This window comes from Candidatus Glassbacteria bacterium (assembly GCA_019456185.1).
Lineage (GTDB): Bacteria > Gemmatimonadota > Glassbacteria > GWA2-58-10 > GWA2-58-10 > JAJRTS01.
In genome coordinates this window covers 181,205-195,408 of the sequence record VRUH01000001.1, presented here as the reverse complement: position 1 = coordinate 195,408, position 14,204 = coordinate 181,205, and the positions used below count along the sequence as shown (strand labels likewise).

Genomic DNA, 14,204 nt, shown 5'->3' with positions numbered 1-14,204 from the left:
GCCCGTGGGGTGGAGTCAAAACCGATCAAATCGAACATCCGTTACCCCGCAGACTCGCATGCAGAGTATTTCATTTGTCGTACCCAGCTAAAAGTATCCGGCAGGCTTCCACGAGATCGGTGGCTTCGTAAGCGTTTGCAACTCCCAGCGCCGGGCTTTTTATCCTGTAACTGCCGAGAAACTCGGCCGCCTTCCGGGCCCGCAGCAAGGCTCTATCATATTCGGCGCCGGCGGAACCCTGCTGCGTGATCAGAATAATCAGGCTGTCGAACAGATCGGTGCTAGCTTCGAGGTGCTGGAAGCCGTACTCATCCTCCTCGATCCGGCGCCGTAGGGCAGGAGGAAGGTCAGCGGCCAGAATTCGGTCGAGGGCGCTCCTGCACTGGTGGATTTTTTCAATCATCGGAATCCAGTCCAGGGCGTCGTCGGTTTCAGAAGAGCAGGCCTGGTAGTGGAGGTGCTCTTTCATCACTGGAATTGGAAAGATCGAGTCGGCCCTGCCTGAGGCTACCGCATTTATCCGCGGCCGGAGATAATACCGCCAGGCCTTGACATTGGCCACTGCTGTTTCCAGCAAGTCGTAGAACTCTTTCATCGCTGGTGCCGCCGGGCCATAGAGACTGTTGAAGTAATCATCCAGCAGCTGGTCCGTATCGAGCTCGGGGTCCCACAGCGTTTGCGCCAACTGGTAGTTGATCAGCCGGCGAACCCCCATTTCAGCGATTGATGGATGCATGTAGTGAAGGCCTGCGATCCCCGAATTCAGATAAAAGGGAATATCGTTGGCCATTGTGGTCTTGAAAACCAACGGCAGGTCCCTGAAACCGGAGATATTGTAGTATTCGCCCAGCAGGAGCTTGCCCCTGTACAGGCAGGATTCGGAACTCCAATCGAGCAGCACTTGCAGGTATTTGCAGTTTACCTCGGTGCAGAGCGTGTCGTTGAAATTATGTGCGTAACAGCGGCCGATCGGAAAGTAAGTCAACACTATGTTGTCATAGTCGAAATCCGCGGGAAGCTCGCGGGAAGGCAAAGTTTTGGTCTGCACGTATATCAGGCTGTGGACCGGGATGTCCCTGTCGAGTTCACCGGTATGGTAAGCTTGTTTCAGACCCTGCCGTATTTTGTAAACCAGTTCCAGCAATATATCCGTGTCGTTTTTGTCCTCCGCGCTGCACCTGGCGCAGCTGCACCATTCACCTCCATCCAGGGGCCAGAAACTGAACGTATCCGCATTATGCCCATCGCCATTGCGGAGATAGACAATGATGTTTTTCATCAGTTCGGCAAAGCCTGATTCGCTCGATGTGCAGTAGTTGGTGCCGAAGGGCCTTACCGGGAAGAATCTTTCGCCTTCCCTGGTTATCCCGTACCATTCCGGATGCGCTTCGGCGTAAGACAACGTGCCGTCATTGTCGAGATCGCCCCTGTATTCATCGCCGACTGGATAGGGGTCCTCCGGCAGACTGCCGTCATCGTGGAACAGGCTGTGGTCGTATGGGTAGGGTTTGTCCGCCCTGAGAAGCTCGTAATAGGTGACATGCTCCCCGGCGGTAAGGCCGATACCGAGTTTCTTCATCGACCGCCATTCCTCTTCCCTGTTCCAGAAGAAGTTAAGGCGGTTTCTGGCCATCCAGGTAAAAAACGCATCGTCACCCCTGTCGGTCAATCGGCCCTCCCAGGTCATGTCATTGACCTCGGCCTCCACTTTGCCGTTTGAAACCCAGAAGCCTCTTATCTCCGCCGCCGGCTGCCTGGTAATATCCAGGTTGCCCAGCACCAGTCTGTCCCTGCGGGGAATAATCTCTCCATCGGGGCCCGGAGCATACCAGCGGCATCCGAGTAAATTCAGCAGGTGGTAGACACCATAGAGGGTTCCGGACCTGGTTTTCCCCCTGATAACAATTGTGTTTTTCCCGTCTAGCCTGCCGCTTCTGATAATGAATGCATCGCCGCTCGCGCTTTCGATCTCCCGGTCCAGCTCTCGATAGATGTTCCTGCCGGCCGTCTGCCCGACAACGATGACATTATCGACTTCCATCACCTTATCCCCGGGTTCGAGGATCGGGATTACCGTGCTGTCACTTTGATCCAGGCCCGCTATCCTGCACAGGAATGTCCTCAGTTCCATCGCCGCGAACGCCTCGGTACAGACAGTAGCTGCCCGCTCATCCCGGCTGTTCCAGTCAACCAGGTCCTCGCTGCCGGCTGCCGCAGCGTTGTCAGCGTAATCTCCAAAATCCGTAACGATCGCCAGCCGGGCATTACCATTGTCTGAAATCAGCATTTCTTCCCTGGAGCAGGCTGCGCAGAAAGACAGCAAGATGAACAACAGGATTTTACTCGCTGGCGATTCAACCGGTCTTACCATGATTCCTCTCAAACGGATTCAAGGATGAAAACCGAACTGTTCGTTTCGAGATAGAAGTAAATTCAGGCAAAACCCGGGATCGTTGACTTTCAGCGTGTGGGCGCCAACGCTATGTTGGCCTTGATCAGGTAGCTGCAGTCACACCTGGCGGTGGCGTCCGGCATCAGCACCAGCCCGCCTACCGGTAAGGCGTTAATCCAACAGCCGGGACGGATTCCACCATAGTTCTCAGTTGAGCCGCCGCGGGTGAGGTCTAGGTAGCCCATCGTGGCCGAGCGGAAGACCAGCATCTCCGGGCAGCCGGTGATAATCCCGCAGGCGTAGGAGCGGGCCATGCTGAAATCCAGGCGCATGCCGGTCTCCAGTTCCCAGGCGCCGGGTTCGAGGTAGACCGTATTGCCGATAACCAGCGGCCGGGAACTGTAGTTGTAGCCTTTCTTTTTCTCTATGCCCACATCCCAGAGCCTTACCCCGCACGAGGCGCGGAAGGCCCTCATCTTTCCGCCAAACTCAGAATCCTGCTTGAAACGGGTGTCCTGGTAGCTCATCAGCAGCACGTCCCGCTCGCTGCTCAACACCAGCAGGGTGCCGAAAACCTTCTCCTGAGAACGCCAGAGTTCGCTCCCGGTGCGGGCGTCCAGCGCCAGCAAGGTCCCCTCGGGGTGGAGGTCGCTTTGGGTGAGGGTCCTGCCTGCCCGGTGGGGGTTGCGCACCACCGCGTCAGAGACGGCCAGCGGGCGGTCGATCAGGTACACCGCGCCGCCGCCGATAGCGATGGCGTTATGCCGGATCGAATGCTCGGGGGTGAAGCTCCAGAGCCGCTCGCCGGTGGAGGCTTCCAGGGCGAAAAACCGCTTCGACTCGGAGAACAGCTTGTTCATGTCCGACTCACGGTAGGAGTACTCGAGGACGTGATCGGTGTTCGCCACCGAACCGTAGAGGATACCGTCCTGCACGGCCAGGTAGCCCCAGAATTTACTGCCTTCACTGTTTTCATCGTCGCCGGGGATCGTGTACTCGGCGATTTTCCTACCGCTGGCCACGTCCAGCACCAGGCAGCTCTTGCCCGCGAAATCACCGTCGGTCGGGTTTCCCGGCGAGCGGAGATAGAGCCTGTCGCCTTCCAGGCAGATATTGCCCTGGGTGGCCGCGGCTCCCACCAGGTGTTCCTGGTCGTAGGCCTTCATCAGGTCCATCAACGGGTAGGACCACACCGGGCGGCCGTTGTAGGCGTCCACTGCGCGCAGCTCGTCGATCCCCTGGACGAACAGCAGACCCCGGCTGAACAGCGGCCCCACTCCGCGTCCGTGGCGCGAGGGCATCAACTGGTCGCTGTCCCGGTACCAGAGGATGGAAAGTTTTCCGCCGACCAGGCTGTCCGAGCTCGAAAGCGTGTTGGCCGGATCGTGGTAGAGGTGGCTCCACTCGGGGTCGGCCCCGGCCAGCGCTTCCCTGCGCTCGAGTTCCATCCGCTCCGGCCGGCCCACACAACTCATCCCGCCCCAGGGCCGCATCAGCCGCCGGGCCTCGGCCCCGGCGAACGCTTGAGCTTCCTGTTCGACCGACTGGGCGGAGACAACCAAGTTGGCGAAATAATCCGGGTAATCAGTTGCCTGAGGGTCGGCCAGGTGGACCGTGACCCGCGTGCCGTACAGCCCGGCTGAATCGAGTAGACGGCGGGCGCGGGCCACCCGCTCCGGGTCCGGGTCGACGGCGTAGATCCGCAGGTTGGTCAGCCGGGCCAGCTCGAAGGCCAGCCGGCCATCGCCGCAGCCCAGGTCCACGCAGTAGCCCTCGGTAACTCCCGTGCGCTCGATTATCTCGCGTGCGGCCCGCTCGTACAGGCTGTTGTCCCCGTAAGGCTCGTTGACCCGCGGCTGGTGGATATGTTCCGGCCCGGAAGTCGCCTCTCCGCCAAAGCAGTAGATCGAGCCATTGTCCGAGCTGACGAACAGCTTGCCCCCGCAGGCGGCCAGTCCCAGCGGCCGGCCCTCGATCGCCGCCGACCAGGCCAGCCGTTCACCGGTCAGGTCCACCACGGCCACGCGGCCGTCGGCCGTACCCATCACCGCCTTGTCTGCGGCGACAATCAGCGATACACCGCCGGTGAAACCCGGAGTTGGAATATTCAGCGAGGGAGCTTTGAGGTAATCGCGGGGGCTGGCCTGGCCGTTACGGTCACGGACCGGCCGCTGCTCGAACGCGCTGTCCAGGTCCCAGCCATGAAACCCGGAGCGGTCGGAACAGTAGAGCCATCCATCGGGAGTGCAGGCGACCGCCGTGGCGTGCAGCTCGTTGACTGCCGCCCGCGAGCCGTCCGAGGCGCGGAACAGCGCCTTGTGCGGGCCGGCTCTCAACTCGGTCGAGCGTGAGTTGCCGGCATCGGCCAGAAAGAACCCCGCCGTGGCCATCACCCTGGAGCCACCGAGCGAGCGGTTGTTCTGCTGGTGGAAGTAGCGGAACCGGCCGGTGTGGCTGTCGAACGCGGCGGGGACCGAGCGGCCTGTGGGCACCAGCAGGGTCGTGCCGTCGAGCGCCAGGTAGCCCTGGGCCGAGACTCCGCTTCTGGCTCGCGCTCCGCCGTGGGGCTTGTCCATCACCATCCCCCCACTGCTGTCGTTAACCCAGATGGAACCGCCGGTGCGGGCCTCAACGGCATGGAGGTAAATCCCCTCGCTGGGCCAGATTCCCGCGGCGAAAAACACCGTGTCGCCAACCACCGCCAGCCCGCCTCGCGCGGGCCAACGCGAGACCAGATGGTCATTGCCCAGCACCAGGCCACCGCCGGGGCCGCCGCGCACTTTCCACTGAAGCCGGCCGTCGGCGGCCGACAGGCAGTAGAGGAAACCGTCATCGCTGAGAGCGTAAAGCCTCTCTCCCCGGACAGCCGGGGCGAAACGCACTGGCGAGCCGGTAAAGAAGCTCCAGAGTTCCCTGCCGCTCTCCGCGTCCAGGGCGTAGAGCTTGCAGTCGGCGCTGCTGCCGAAAAACAGTTTTCCCCCGGCGGCCACTGTGTGGAAGGCGTAATCAAACGGCATGCGGGTGTCTACTCCCCGCCAGGCGGGTGCCGGGGGCTGGGCCGGATGGAAGACCCACTGGAGGTAGAGCCTGTCGGGCAGCGGCTCGGCAGTGAATCCACCGCGGGTGGCATCGGCCCGATACTGGTTCCAATCCGCCCGGAGCGGGCAGGCTGCGCAAAGCAGCAGGATGGCGGCGTAGGAAATGACAGAGAGCATGGTGGGCTTGGCTCCTGTGGCGAGAATGTGTCCGGGCCGCTGCCAACAGGCAGGCGGCCGGTATGTCCCGGCGGGGACAGAGGCCGAGAACAGAGTATCAGGGTTTATACCGACATTCACCAAATCAAAGTTGATAGAGATTATCTAAATCTGCTTTTTCGATTTTGGAGCCGGGCTTTCGCTTTTTCCGTCCCGAACCAAGAGTTTCTTTATTGACTTTCATGCTAAATTAGCCGTTCTCACCAGGAGTATCAATGAGTTTCTGGCTCTGAGCAGGAAAAAAGAGACTGTTCTCCCACTGTTAATACAGTGGAATTCGCCATTTGGGGGTAGTGGAGCAGTGAGGATCGAGGGGTACGTTGCAAAAAAAGACAATCCGCCTTTAGCCGCTGAGCGGCTTTATCTCTGTGCTATGATAATCAGGCCTGCCCGCAATGGAAATCGTCGATTGCGGGGCGCCTTTGGCTGTCGTAAATGCACTCCGCACAGGGGTATAACCCCGCATTATTCATGAATCTTGAAAAAAGAATTTACTGCCGGAAGTAGCCGGGATGGGAGCTGTCCGTTTCAGTCTGGGAAGAGCTACTCCGGCAAGTGAAATCGATTACGTGATCGATCGGCTCGGGGCCTTTTGTTAGCCGTACCGGCCGAAATCCCGGTAGGAGTCGAAGAGGGTGGTGATGTTCTCGAGCGGAGTGTCAGCCTGGATGTTATGCGCCGTGCAGAAAATGAAGCCGCCGTGGGGGCCAAGAGTTTCAAAGCGCTCTTTCACCTCGCTGCGGACCTGGTCCGGAGTGCCGAACGGCAGGGTCTTCTGAATCGAGATCGACCCGTGGAAACTTAAATTCTCCCCGAAAAGCCTTTTCAACACCCGGCGGTCCATATCGCGGACATCCGGTTGAAGCGGGTTAAGGATATCGAGTCCGCAATCGATCATATCCGGGATGATCGATTTAATCGAGCCGCACGAGTGGTGCGCCACATGGAAGCCGTACTTTTTCCCGAGTCTGATAAATTCCCTGAAACCCGGCGCCAGAAATTCCCGCCACATCCCGGGTGAGACGATCTCCCCGTTCTGTGTACCGAAATCATCTCCGGTCATGAAAACATCCATCCCCCCCGGGCCCGCAGCCTCGAACGTCCTGCGCGCATACTCGAGATAAAACTCCACGGTGCGGCTGAAAATGCACTCGGCGATCCCGGGGTTCAGCACGAAATCCATCAGGATCTGCTCGATCCCCCTGAGGTACATCGCAGGCTTGAGTTGAGCGCAGCGGTTCATCCGGTCGCCCATGAAGACCACGACCTTTCCGGTTGCTCGAGCCTCAGCCACCTGGGTGCGCACACACTCGTAGTCGAACCAGTCCGGGCTGGGCCAACCGGGATAGTCCCTGATTTCCTCGACCGACCCGGCAGCGGCAAGCGGAAAGTCCTTGACTTCCCAGTAAGTCCCGCCGGAAGGGAGCTCCATCCGCAGCCGCTTGACTCCCCAGTGGTCCACCCTCCAGGACCCGTCCTCTGCTGACTGCAATTTCGGGCCGGTGTATTCAGGACCGGAGATGTAGCGGAAGTCCACATCGAGGTGCTGAAGCAGTTCCTCCCGACAGGAAAGCCCGAAATGATCGATCAGCCGCCGGGTGATCTCGGGTGCCGCCCAGTAGTCGATTGGCACGCGGTCGGGCTCTTTATGAGCCAGGGCGAGCTCGAATCTTTCGACGGAGTCGGTCAAACCTGTCTCCCCCGCTCCCTGACTGAGCGGGGCCCGACCTTCCAGAGCACGGCGACCAGGGCCGCGGCCAGGAATACCGTGGAGCCGAATGTGGCAAAAGTCACCTTGTAGCCCGCCCTGTCGATCAGTGCTCCAGCCCCCCATCCGGCAACTGTTGCGCCGAAATAGCCCATTGCATCGATAAAACCGGCCGCCCCGGCGGCTCCTTCCTTTTTCCCGAAGTCCTGCGCCGCGTGGCCGACCATCAGCATGTGAGGCCCGTAAGTGCAATAGCCCACCAGGGCAACGACCACTACTACCAGAACAGTATTATTGGGATCGATATAGGCGAAAGTCAGCGAGAATACCCCGAGCAGTGTAAGCAGCACCACAATCACCGGTGCTCTCCGGCCACCGAAAAACCGGTCCGTGGCCCACCCGGCCGTGAACGCCCCAACCGCCCCTGCGAGGGGGTGAATGCAAAGTTTCATGATCTTCTTGAAATTCGCCATCAGCGTACCCGCTTCACCATCGGCGTGCGCATCCAGGTAGGCGGGCATCCAGTTGACGAATCCGTAGCGGTTCGCATCCAGCAGGAAAAATGCAACAGCAATTACCCAGAGATATGGATTACTCAGAGTCAGGATTACGTTCCGGTAAATAGTCCGCCTTCCGTTCCCGGCGCCGCTTTTTTCCTCTCCCGGCTCTTCTGCACCAACAGAGGGGAGCCCGAGCTGCAAAGGGTCGTTCCTGATCAGTATCAGGAAAAGGATACCGATGGTGAAAAGGATCAGTGAGGGAACCAGGAAGACCATTCTCCAGTCGCCGCTTAAGCTCTGTACGTAATAGCCGGTAAGAAAAGTGGCCAGCAAAACTGACGCAGCGGCGCCGAAATGGAGGCAAGTGCCCCAGAGTCCCATTACCTTTCCCCGCGCGGAGACCGGGAACCAGAAGGCCATCAGCCTCACCAGCGGCGGCCAGCCCATCGCCTGGAAAAATCCGTTCGCTCCCCAGAAGATCAGCAGGAAGCGCAGCACGCTGCCCCGGTCCGCCTGGGCAGGTGAGGCGATCATGACGAGAGCAAAAACACAGAGGTTCATTACCGCCGAGCCCAGGGCGCCGATGGTGGAGATAGTCCGCGCGCCGAAACGGTCTCCGAGCTGGCCGTTAACAAACTGGCCCACGGCGTAGAAAATGGTGAGCATCGAAAACACCTGGCCGAACTCGCTCGCGCTGAAAGAGAAGGCTTCCGAGAAAGGAGTCTTGGCCAGTGTCATATTGTAGCGGCAGAGGTAGTACGAGAAATAAGTGATCCAGGCTGTGGCGAAGATCCTTATCTGCCATTTCCTGAGTTCGTCATTCCTGCTCAAGGCCATTGATTTCCCTTCGAAAGTGGTTCAAAGGATTCCCCGGCCGGTTATTCAGCACTCACCGGCCTTTAAAAGCTCCAGTCAGGATACGGTAGAACAGAATCTGCCATTCCCCATATTATAAATGAAACCGATAAAGATCGCCTTCTTTTTCGATTCTGAGCGAAATTCTCTCGTCTTTCCCTTCTTGAATCGAGAGACCCGGCAGCAGACGAGCTCGCCGGAGGCGGCTCTAGTGACTGTTCGGGAAGTAATCTGGGGCAACCGGGGATCCAGCTTAAAAACGGTCTTCGCAGACCAAGGGGGATACGATTTCCCGGTTGCTTCAACCAATCCTAACACTTACCCTCTATTATACAAGGGGGATTTGCTTCCCCCCTTTGCCAAAGGGGGGGCAGGGGGGATTTCAGCTTGAGTTGATCGGACCATTGCCAGAGCGTCGAATTATTACTTATACTTCCGGGACACCACACTAGTGGTTGTTTCATAACCCTCAAATGGAAATGATATGAGTGTAAAGCATAAAAAAACGAGAGAACCGGTCATTTTTAAAATTCGACCGCCGCAGGGACGGGTTCCAAACCCTCCCCGGCCTGTCTTCCATGCAATTCAGCAGTTATGAAACACGCTTCTGAATATATCCTCGGAATTATACTTTAGTAAGTGAAGGGAAATTTGCAAAACAATTGATCTTTAAAAACCAAATAGGTATAATATGAATAAGTTCATATTTGCTTAATTGGCCGCCGGGTGTTAAGTCTTTAGGGTCACAATGCCCGGTACTTACTTGTTTGTTGCATGACTCCAGAGCATGGAATCAAGTTAATGATCGGCAACTCACGCTTGAGTCGAATCGCGATTTCAATCCTGACAGCCCTGCAACTTGCCGCACTGCCGCTGGCCGCCGAGATAATTATCGACGAGGGTTTCGAATCCGGCGCGCTCGGAGATAACTGGGAACGCTACAAAAACGACCCGGAGCGCGGGGATTTCGAGTCCCGGCCGGAGCACGTGCACAGCGGGAAAAAATCCTATCGGATTACCACCTACGCCGTAACCGGTGAAACCAGGCTGATCCGGGGGCACGAGTACAAGGAATCGGACAGCTGGCTGCGGGCGTGGTTCCTGCCCGGCTACGATACCACCTATATTCGCTGGTACGTCAAGTTTGCCCGTGATTTCGATCAGGGCCGGGGCATGCACTGGTGCCAGTTCTGGGGCTGCCGTCCCGATAATCCGCAGTCGGTCCTGGGCGGGGCCGGACGCAGGCCCACGGGCGAGGACCGGTTTATCACCACGCTGGACCTCAAGCCAATGCCCGATACCGATCCTCCCGGGCAGGTGGCGTTCTACACATACTGGCCCGAAATGAAACAGGCGCCCGACGGTTACTACTGGGGCAATTTCTTTTACCCCGACACTCCCGTGATAATCGAGCGGGACAAGTGGTACTGTTTCGAGGTGATGGTCAAGACCAACCGACCGGGGGAAAAGGACGGCGAACAGGCCGCCTGGGTAAACGGGGAAAAAATCATGCACATCACCGGCATGCGCTGGCGTGATGTGGAAAGCCTGAAACTCAACATGGCGATGTTCGGCTGTTATATCGGCTACTGTGAGCACGACTGCACCTACTGGATCGACGACGTGGTGATCAGCACCGGGTACGTCGGCCCGCTGCGGTGAGGATCACGAACCAATTGCGCGTTCGGCGGTTAACCTGTAAACTATTAAGCCGGATTTGAAGATTCGGGTTCACTCTGAGAGCTGGAGAGAGAGAAGATGAACGCCAGGAAAAATATCGGCAGGAGAGATTTTATCAGGACTTCGGCGGCCGCCCTCGCGGCGGCATCGCTGACAGGCCGTGGCGAGCTGCGGGCCGCGGCGGAGAGCAAATCCCGCGTAGTCCGCGTGCACAGCTCCGAGGCCACCAGGCCCTGGGACTACAGCGCCAACGCTCCCTGGGATCACACCGTGGAGCCGCGTGACGGCAAGCCGGGAAAGATCGCCGAGCGGTATTTCGACTATATCAACGACGAGGTGGTCGATTCCATGCTCGAGCGCGGGCTGCGCGAACTGACCGGCAGCGGAACGGCCACGGAAGCCCTGCGCAAGCTGATGCCGGGAGTGGCGCCGGGCCGGAAAATCACGATCAAGCTCAACCTGAACAACGCAACCTACGATCCGGAAATCACCAACAACCGGATGGACCAGACCATGCCGCTGGTCAACTCCGTGATCGGTCTGCTGCACGACGGGCTGGGGATCGAGCAGGAGAACCTCACCATTCTCGACGCCTCGCGCTGGGCCCACCCGGTAATAATGAAAGGCCGCTGCCGTTTTCCTCAGGTCAACTGGATCGATTCCACCGTACCCGTACCCGACCGGTGGGACAAGTCGGAAACGGTGACCTTCACCAGGGACGAGCCGCTTCCCGGCGGCGCTTTCTGGATGCCGAAAGCTTACACCGGCGCCGACCACATCATCAACATGTTCCTGATGAAAAACCACGGCTGCGGGATCACCGGCGCGATGAAGAACCATTTCGGCTCCATCCCCTCGCCCAAGAAACTCCACGAGGGCCTGGGCGACAAATCATACATCGCCGACCTGTGCAACACGCCCAGTATCCGCGACAAGGTGCGGCTCAACCTGGCCGACGCCCTGTTCGCCAACTGGCACAACAACGTCTGGTGCCCCCGTCCCTGGAACACGTTCCCCGAGCAGTCGCCGAATTCACTGCTGATGGCCGCGGACCCGGTGGCGATCGACTCGGTGATGCTGGACCATATCGCCGAGGAAATCGACACACAGGGAGACAACGCCCCGGCCTGGGTGCGCGACTGCCTGAACCACCACTACTTCCTCGAGTACGCCATGACCGAGCACGGCCTGGGCGTGTTCGAGCGCAAGCCGTACAAACGGATCGAATACAAAGTGGTGGAAATCTGAGCGGGACTGGTTTCACCCGGCGGGAAAGAGTTTACGCAAGCGGTCGCGGTCCGGGAACCTGACCGGAATTTCAGTCTGCCAGGTAAGTGCGTGCGTAACAGTCTGCGTACCCGCGCAGGGAAGCCAGGTAATCTTCCAGCCCCAGCAGCTGTTCGTCGCAGATCAGGTAACTCATGTCCGGCCGCCGGTTGGCGAAATTCCTGCCCCGGTCCTGACGGTGGAAATACTTCTTTTCCGCCGTGTCCATCCCCTTGGGCACCCTGGATTTTTCCCACACATTCACGAGGTTGCCGAACGAACTCTTCCGGTCAGCGAGGTTGCGCTCCACGATCCGGGCGGCCTCCAGCAGCGCCGAGTGGACGGCCTGGTGGCTGACGAAACGCTGCTTGTGGGCCCGGGTGATAGTATTCTCCAGTTCGGAGAGCGCCAGGTATGTCCGGGCGTTGTGGGCGATCAGGCCGGCGATGGATGCGAACACCTCCATGTCGTAAGCGTGCCTGACACCGGCGGCGATGTTCTGGCGGCAGATCGTCTCCGCTCTGCGCATCAGGGGCAACTGCTTCCGCGAGCGGGCGACCATCTCCGCGTTTTCCGTGTTCCAGAACGGGTCGTATTCGATGGCGTCGCCCCGCGGCAGGTCGGGCAGGTGGGTTCTGCCGATTTCACCCCAGTGCCAGACCTTGCGCTCGAAGGAGTCCATGAAATAGTAGCTGGCCCGGTTGAGCAGCTCGAACAACTCCTTCACGTCGTGCGCGGCGGACCCGTAGTAGTTTGTGAAATACTTGTCGATAAACTCCTCCAACGACGGCCCGCTGCCGCTCCAGGCGTACTCGGCCGCGTTGACGAACCGCATCATCCACACCTGGTTGTGCAGGCCGGAGGCATCCCAACTGGCCACGATCATGCCCTCGTACAAACCCGAGCGCGATGCAGTGGTCAATGTCTCGTAGGCGTTTTCCAGCGTGGTGCCCGGGTGACGGCTCTCGCGGTAGAAATACGGCAGAAACGGTTCCTCCAGCCCGGGGTTGAGAGTGTAAACCCAGTGCGTGTACCCGTCGGCCAGCCCCTTCCGCGCGATCTCCAGATCGAGGTATTCGGCCATCAGCGGGCCGCTTTTCAGCGGCTTGATCTTTTCCTCGGGCCTGTACTCCGGGGTCCAGGCAATAAACTTGCGTCCCCTGCTGACGATATACTCAGCACAGCGGTTGACGAACTGCATGTAGAACGAATAGCGTCCCAGCCTGTCCACGTGCTCACCGCAGGCGCAGTCCGGCCCGCGGCCCAGCTCGAAAGTCTCATCTGAGCCGATATGCAGGTACTCCACCCCCGGAGTAGCCTCCATCGCCTCCCGCCAGAGATCGAACAGCAGCTCGTAGGCGCCCTCTTTAAGCGGACAGAACTCCCAGTTTGACGCAGGGATTTCGCGAAGGTGAGTGTTCCGCGGCCATTTGAGTATGTAGCTGACATGGCCCAGACCCTGGATCAGCGGAACGAGCTGGACGTGATAGTCAGCCGCGTAGCGGGTCAGCTCCCTGATCTCATCCGCGGTAAACGCGCCCGGTGCGCCGATTTCCGGGTGGCTGACATAAGCGAACTTATCTTCCCACTCCCAGATCAGCATGTTGATTTTGTAGTCGGCCAGATCGCGGATGAAGTCCTTCAGGTATTCCATGCGGTCCTGGTGGTGTTTGGTATCGTAATGAACCGCCCTGATCGGAATATCCGGCTTGTCGGTTATGCTCACGCTCCGGAGTTCGTAGCCGTCCCTGCCGGGCTTCACCATTTGCAACAGGGTCCTGGTTCCGTAGAACAGCCCCGCGGCGCCGTCCGCTTCGATCCTGATCCCATCGGGTCCGGCCTCCAGCGTGTATCCCTGGCCGGTTTTCCAGGACTGTCCGCCGCTGTTTAGCAGCACTATCCCGCCCGGGCTATCGCCCTCGCCCACTACCGCCTCGATGCCGAAATCGCTGTTGAGCCTGGCGGCCAGATCCCTGGCGGTAAATGATTCGTCGCCGCCGGCCGTACCCTCGATCTTGATGGTCACTGTACCATCGAAGCTGTACTCCCCATTTCCCGGCAGCGCTTCCTGCGGAGACGGAATAACATTGATCCCCTCGCGCCACAGGGCGGTCTGCTGAGCGTAGCTTGCCACCGGAAGGAGAAACGACACCATGCAGCTCAGCCAAATCGTTTTTATTTTCTCCGTCATTTCAATTTCCTTGAGTCAGGTAGAGCTAAAACGACAAATGAGTCTAATATGAATTTGTTCATATATGTTTAATGGCTGGAATTATGTCAAGTTTCTTCCGGCATGGCGAACCGGTTCCGGATACACTCGAATAATACCAGAGGATTTTATTTCCGACAGAGCGATGGCTGTCTGCCGATGCAATCTTAAGAGCACAATTCAAAAAGGACTTGCCTTTTCATGCCCGAAACGGCAATATGCTTTAACGTGAGCGGCAGTAAACGTCTAAAAGCAACCGGGAGCCACCCATGAGCGGACAGGAAAAACGATTCCTCGTGGCCGATGACGACGAGAGTATCCGCAAATTATCGAAACTCAC

The 14,204-nt window shown here is 58.7% G+C and carries 7 protein-coding genes; 2 read left to right on the top strand and 5 right to left on the bottom strand.

The genetic code is table 11. From position 1 onward, the window contains the following. Positions 1-70: 70 nt before the first annotated feature. From FVQ81_00860 to FVQ81_00845, 4 genes are all read right to left on the bottom strand, one after another. Positions 71-2,371, bottom strand: coding sequence for a DUF4838 domain-containing protein (locus tag FVQ81_00860; protein ID MBW7995126.1), 2,301 nt, complete (start codon positions 2,369-2,371; stop codon positions 71-73). A gap of 89 nt (positions 2,372-2,460) precedes the next feature. Next, positions 2,461-5,607, bottom strand: coding sequence for a PQQ-binding-like beta-propeller repeat protein (locus FVQ81_00855; GenBank protein MBW7995125.1), 3,147 nt, complete (start codon positions 5,605-5,607; stop codon positions 2,461-2,463). A gap of 634 nt (positions 5,608-6,241) precedes the next feature. After that, complete coding sequence (locus FVQ81_00850) at positions 6,242-7,480, bottom strand: hypothetical protein (GenBank protein ID MBW7995124.1); 1,239 nt, start codon at positions 7,478-7,480, stop codon at positions 6,242-6,244. Continuing rightward, complete coding sequence (locus tag FVQ81_00845) at positions 7,333-8,691, bottom strand: MFS transporter (protein ID MBW7995123.1); 1,359 nt, start codon at positions 8,689-8,691, stop codon at positions 7,333-7,335. The genes FVQ81_00850 and FVQ81_00845 overlap by 148 nt, the downstream gene beginning before the upstream one ends. An 819-nt stretch (positions 8,692-9,510) precedes the next feature. Here FVQ81_00845 and FVQ81_00840 point away from each other — a divergent pair. Together FVQ81_00840 and FVQ81_00835 are read left to right on the top strand one after the other, a co-directional pair. Continuing rightward, on the top strand, positions 9,511-10,371 hold the full coding sequence (locus FVQ81_00840; GenBank protein MBW7995122.1) for a hypothetical protein: 861 nt from the start codon (positions 9,511-9,513) through the stop codon (positions 10,369-10,371). 96 nt (positions 10,372-10,467) lie between these two features. After that, positions 10,468-11,637 carry a DUF362 domain-containing protein gene (locus tag FVQ81_00835; protein ID MBW7995121.1) on the top strand — a complete coding sequence of 390 codons (1,170 nt, stop codon included), beginning with the start codon at positions 10,468-10,470 and terminating at the stop codon, positions 11,635-11,637. A 70-nt stretch (positions 11,638-11,707) separates the two neighbouring features. Here FVQ81_00835 and FVQ81_00830 read toward each other — a convergent pair whose 3' ends face one another. Next, a complete protein-coding gene (locus FVQ81_00830) occupies positions 11,708-13,846 on the bottom strand; it encodes a family 20 glycosylhydrolase (GenBank protein ID MBW7995120.1) in 2,139 nt (712 codons plus the stop codon). Positions 13,847-14,204: the final 358 nt, after the last annotated feature.

What these genes read in the sequence shown, in the direction of transcription:
- FVQ81_00850 (MBW7995124.1), bottom strand. Translation starts at nt 7,480, where the DNA reads ATGGGGGGCTGGAGCACTGATCGACAGGGCGGGCTACAAGGTGACTTT.
- FVQ81_00830 (MBW7995120.1), bottom strand. Translation starts at nt 13,846, where the DNA reads ATGACGGAGAAAATAAAAACGATTTGGCTGAGCTGCATGGTGTCGTTT.
- FVQ81_00845 (MBW7995123.1), bottom strand. Translation starts at nt 8,691, where the DNA reads ATGGCCTTGAGCAGGAATGACGAACTCAGGAAATGGCAGATAAGGATC.
- FVQ81_00835 (MBW7995121.1), top strand. Translation starts at nt 10,468, where the DNA reads ATGAACGCCAGGAAAAATATCGGCAGGAGAGATTTTATCAGGACTTCG.
- FVQ81_00840 (MBW7995122.1), top strand. Translation starts at nt 9,511, where the DNA reads ATGATCGGCAACTCACGCTTGAGTCGAATCGCGATTTCAATCCTGACA.
- FVQ81_00855 (MBW7995125.1), bottom strand. Translation starts at nt 5,607, where the DNA reads ATGCTCTCTGTCATTTCCTACGCCGCCATCCTGCTGCTTTGCGCAGCC.
- FVQ81_00860 (MBW7995126.1), bottom strand. Translation starts at nt 2,371, where the DNA reads ATGGTAAGACCGGTTGAATCGCCAGCGAGTAAAATCCTGTTGTTCATC.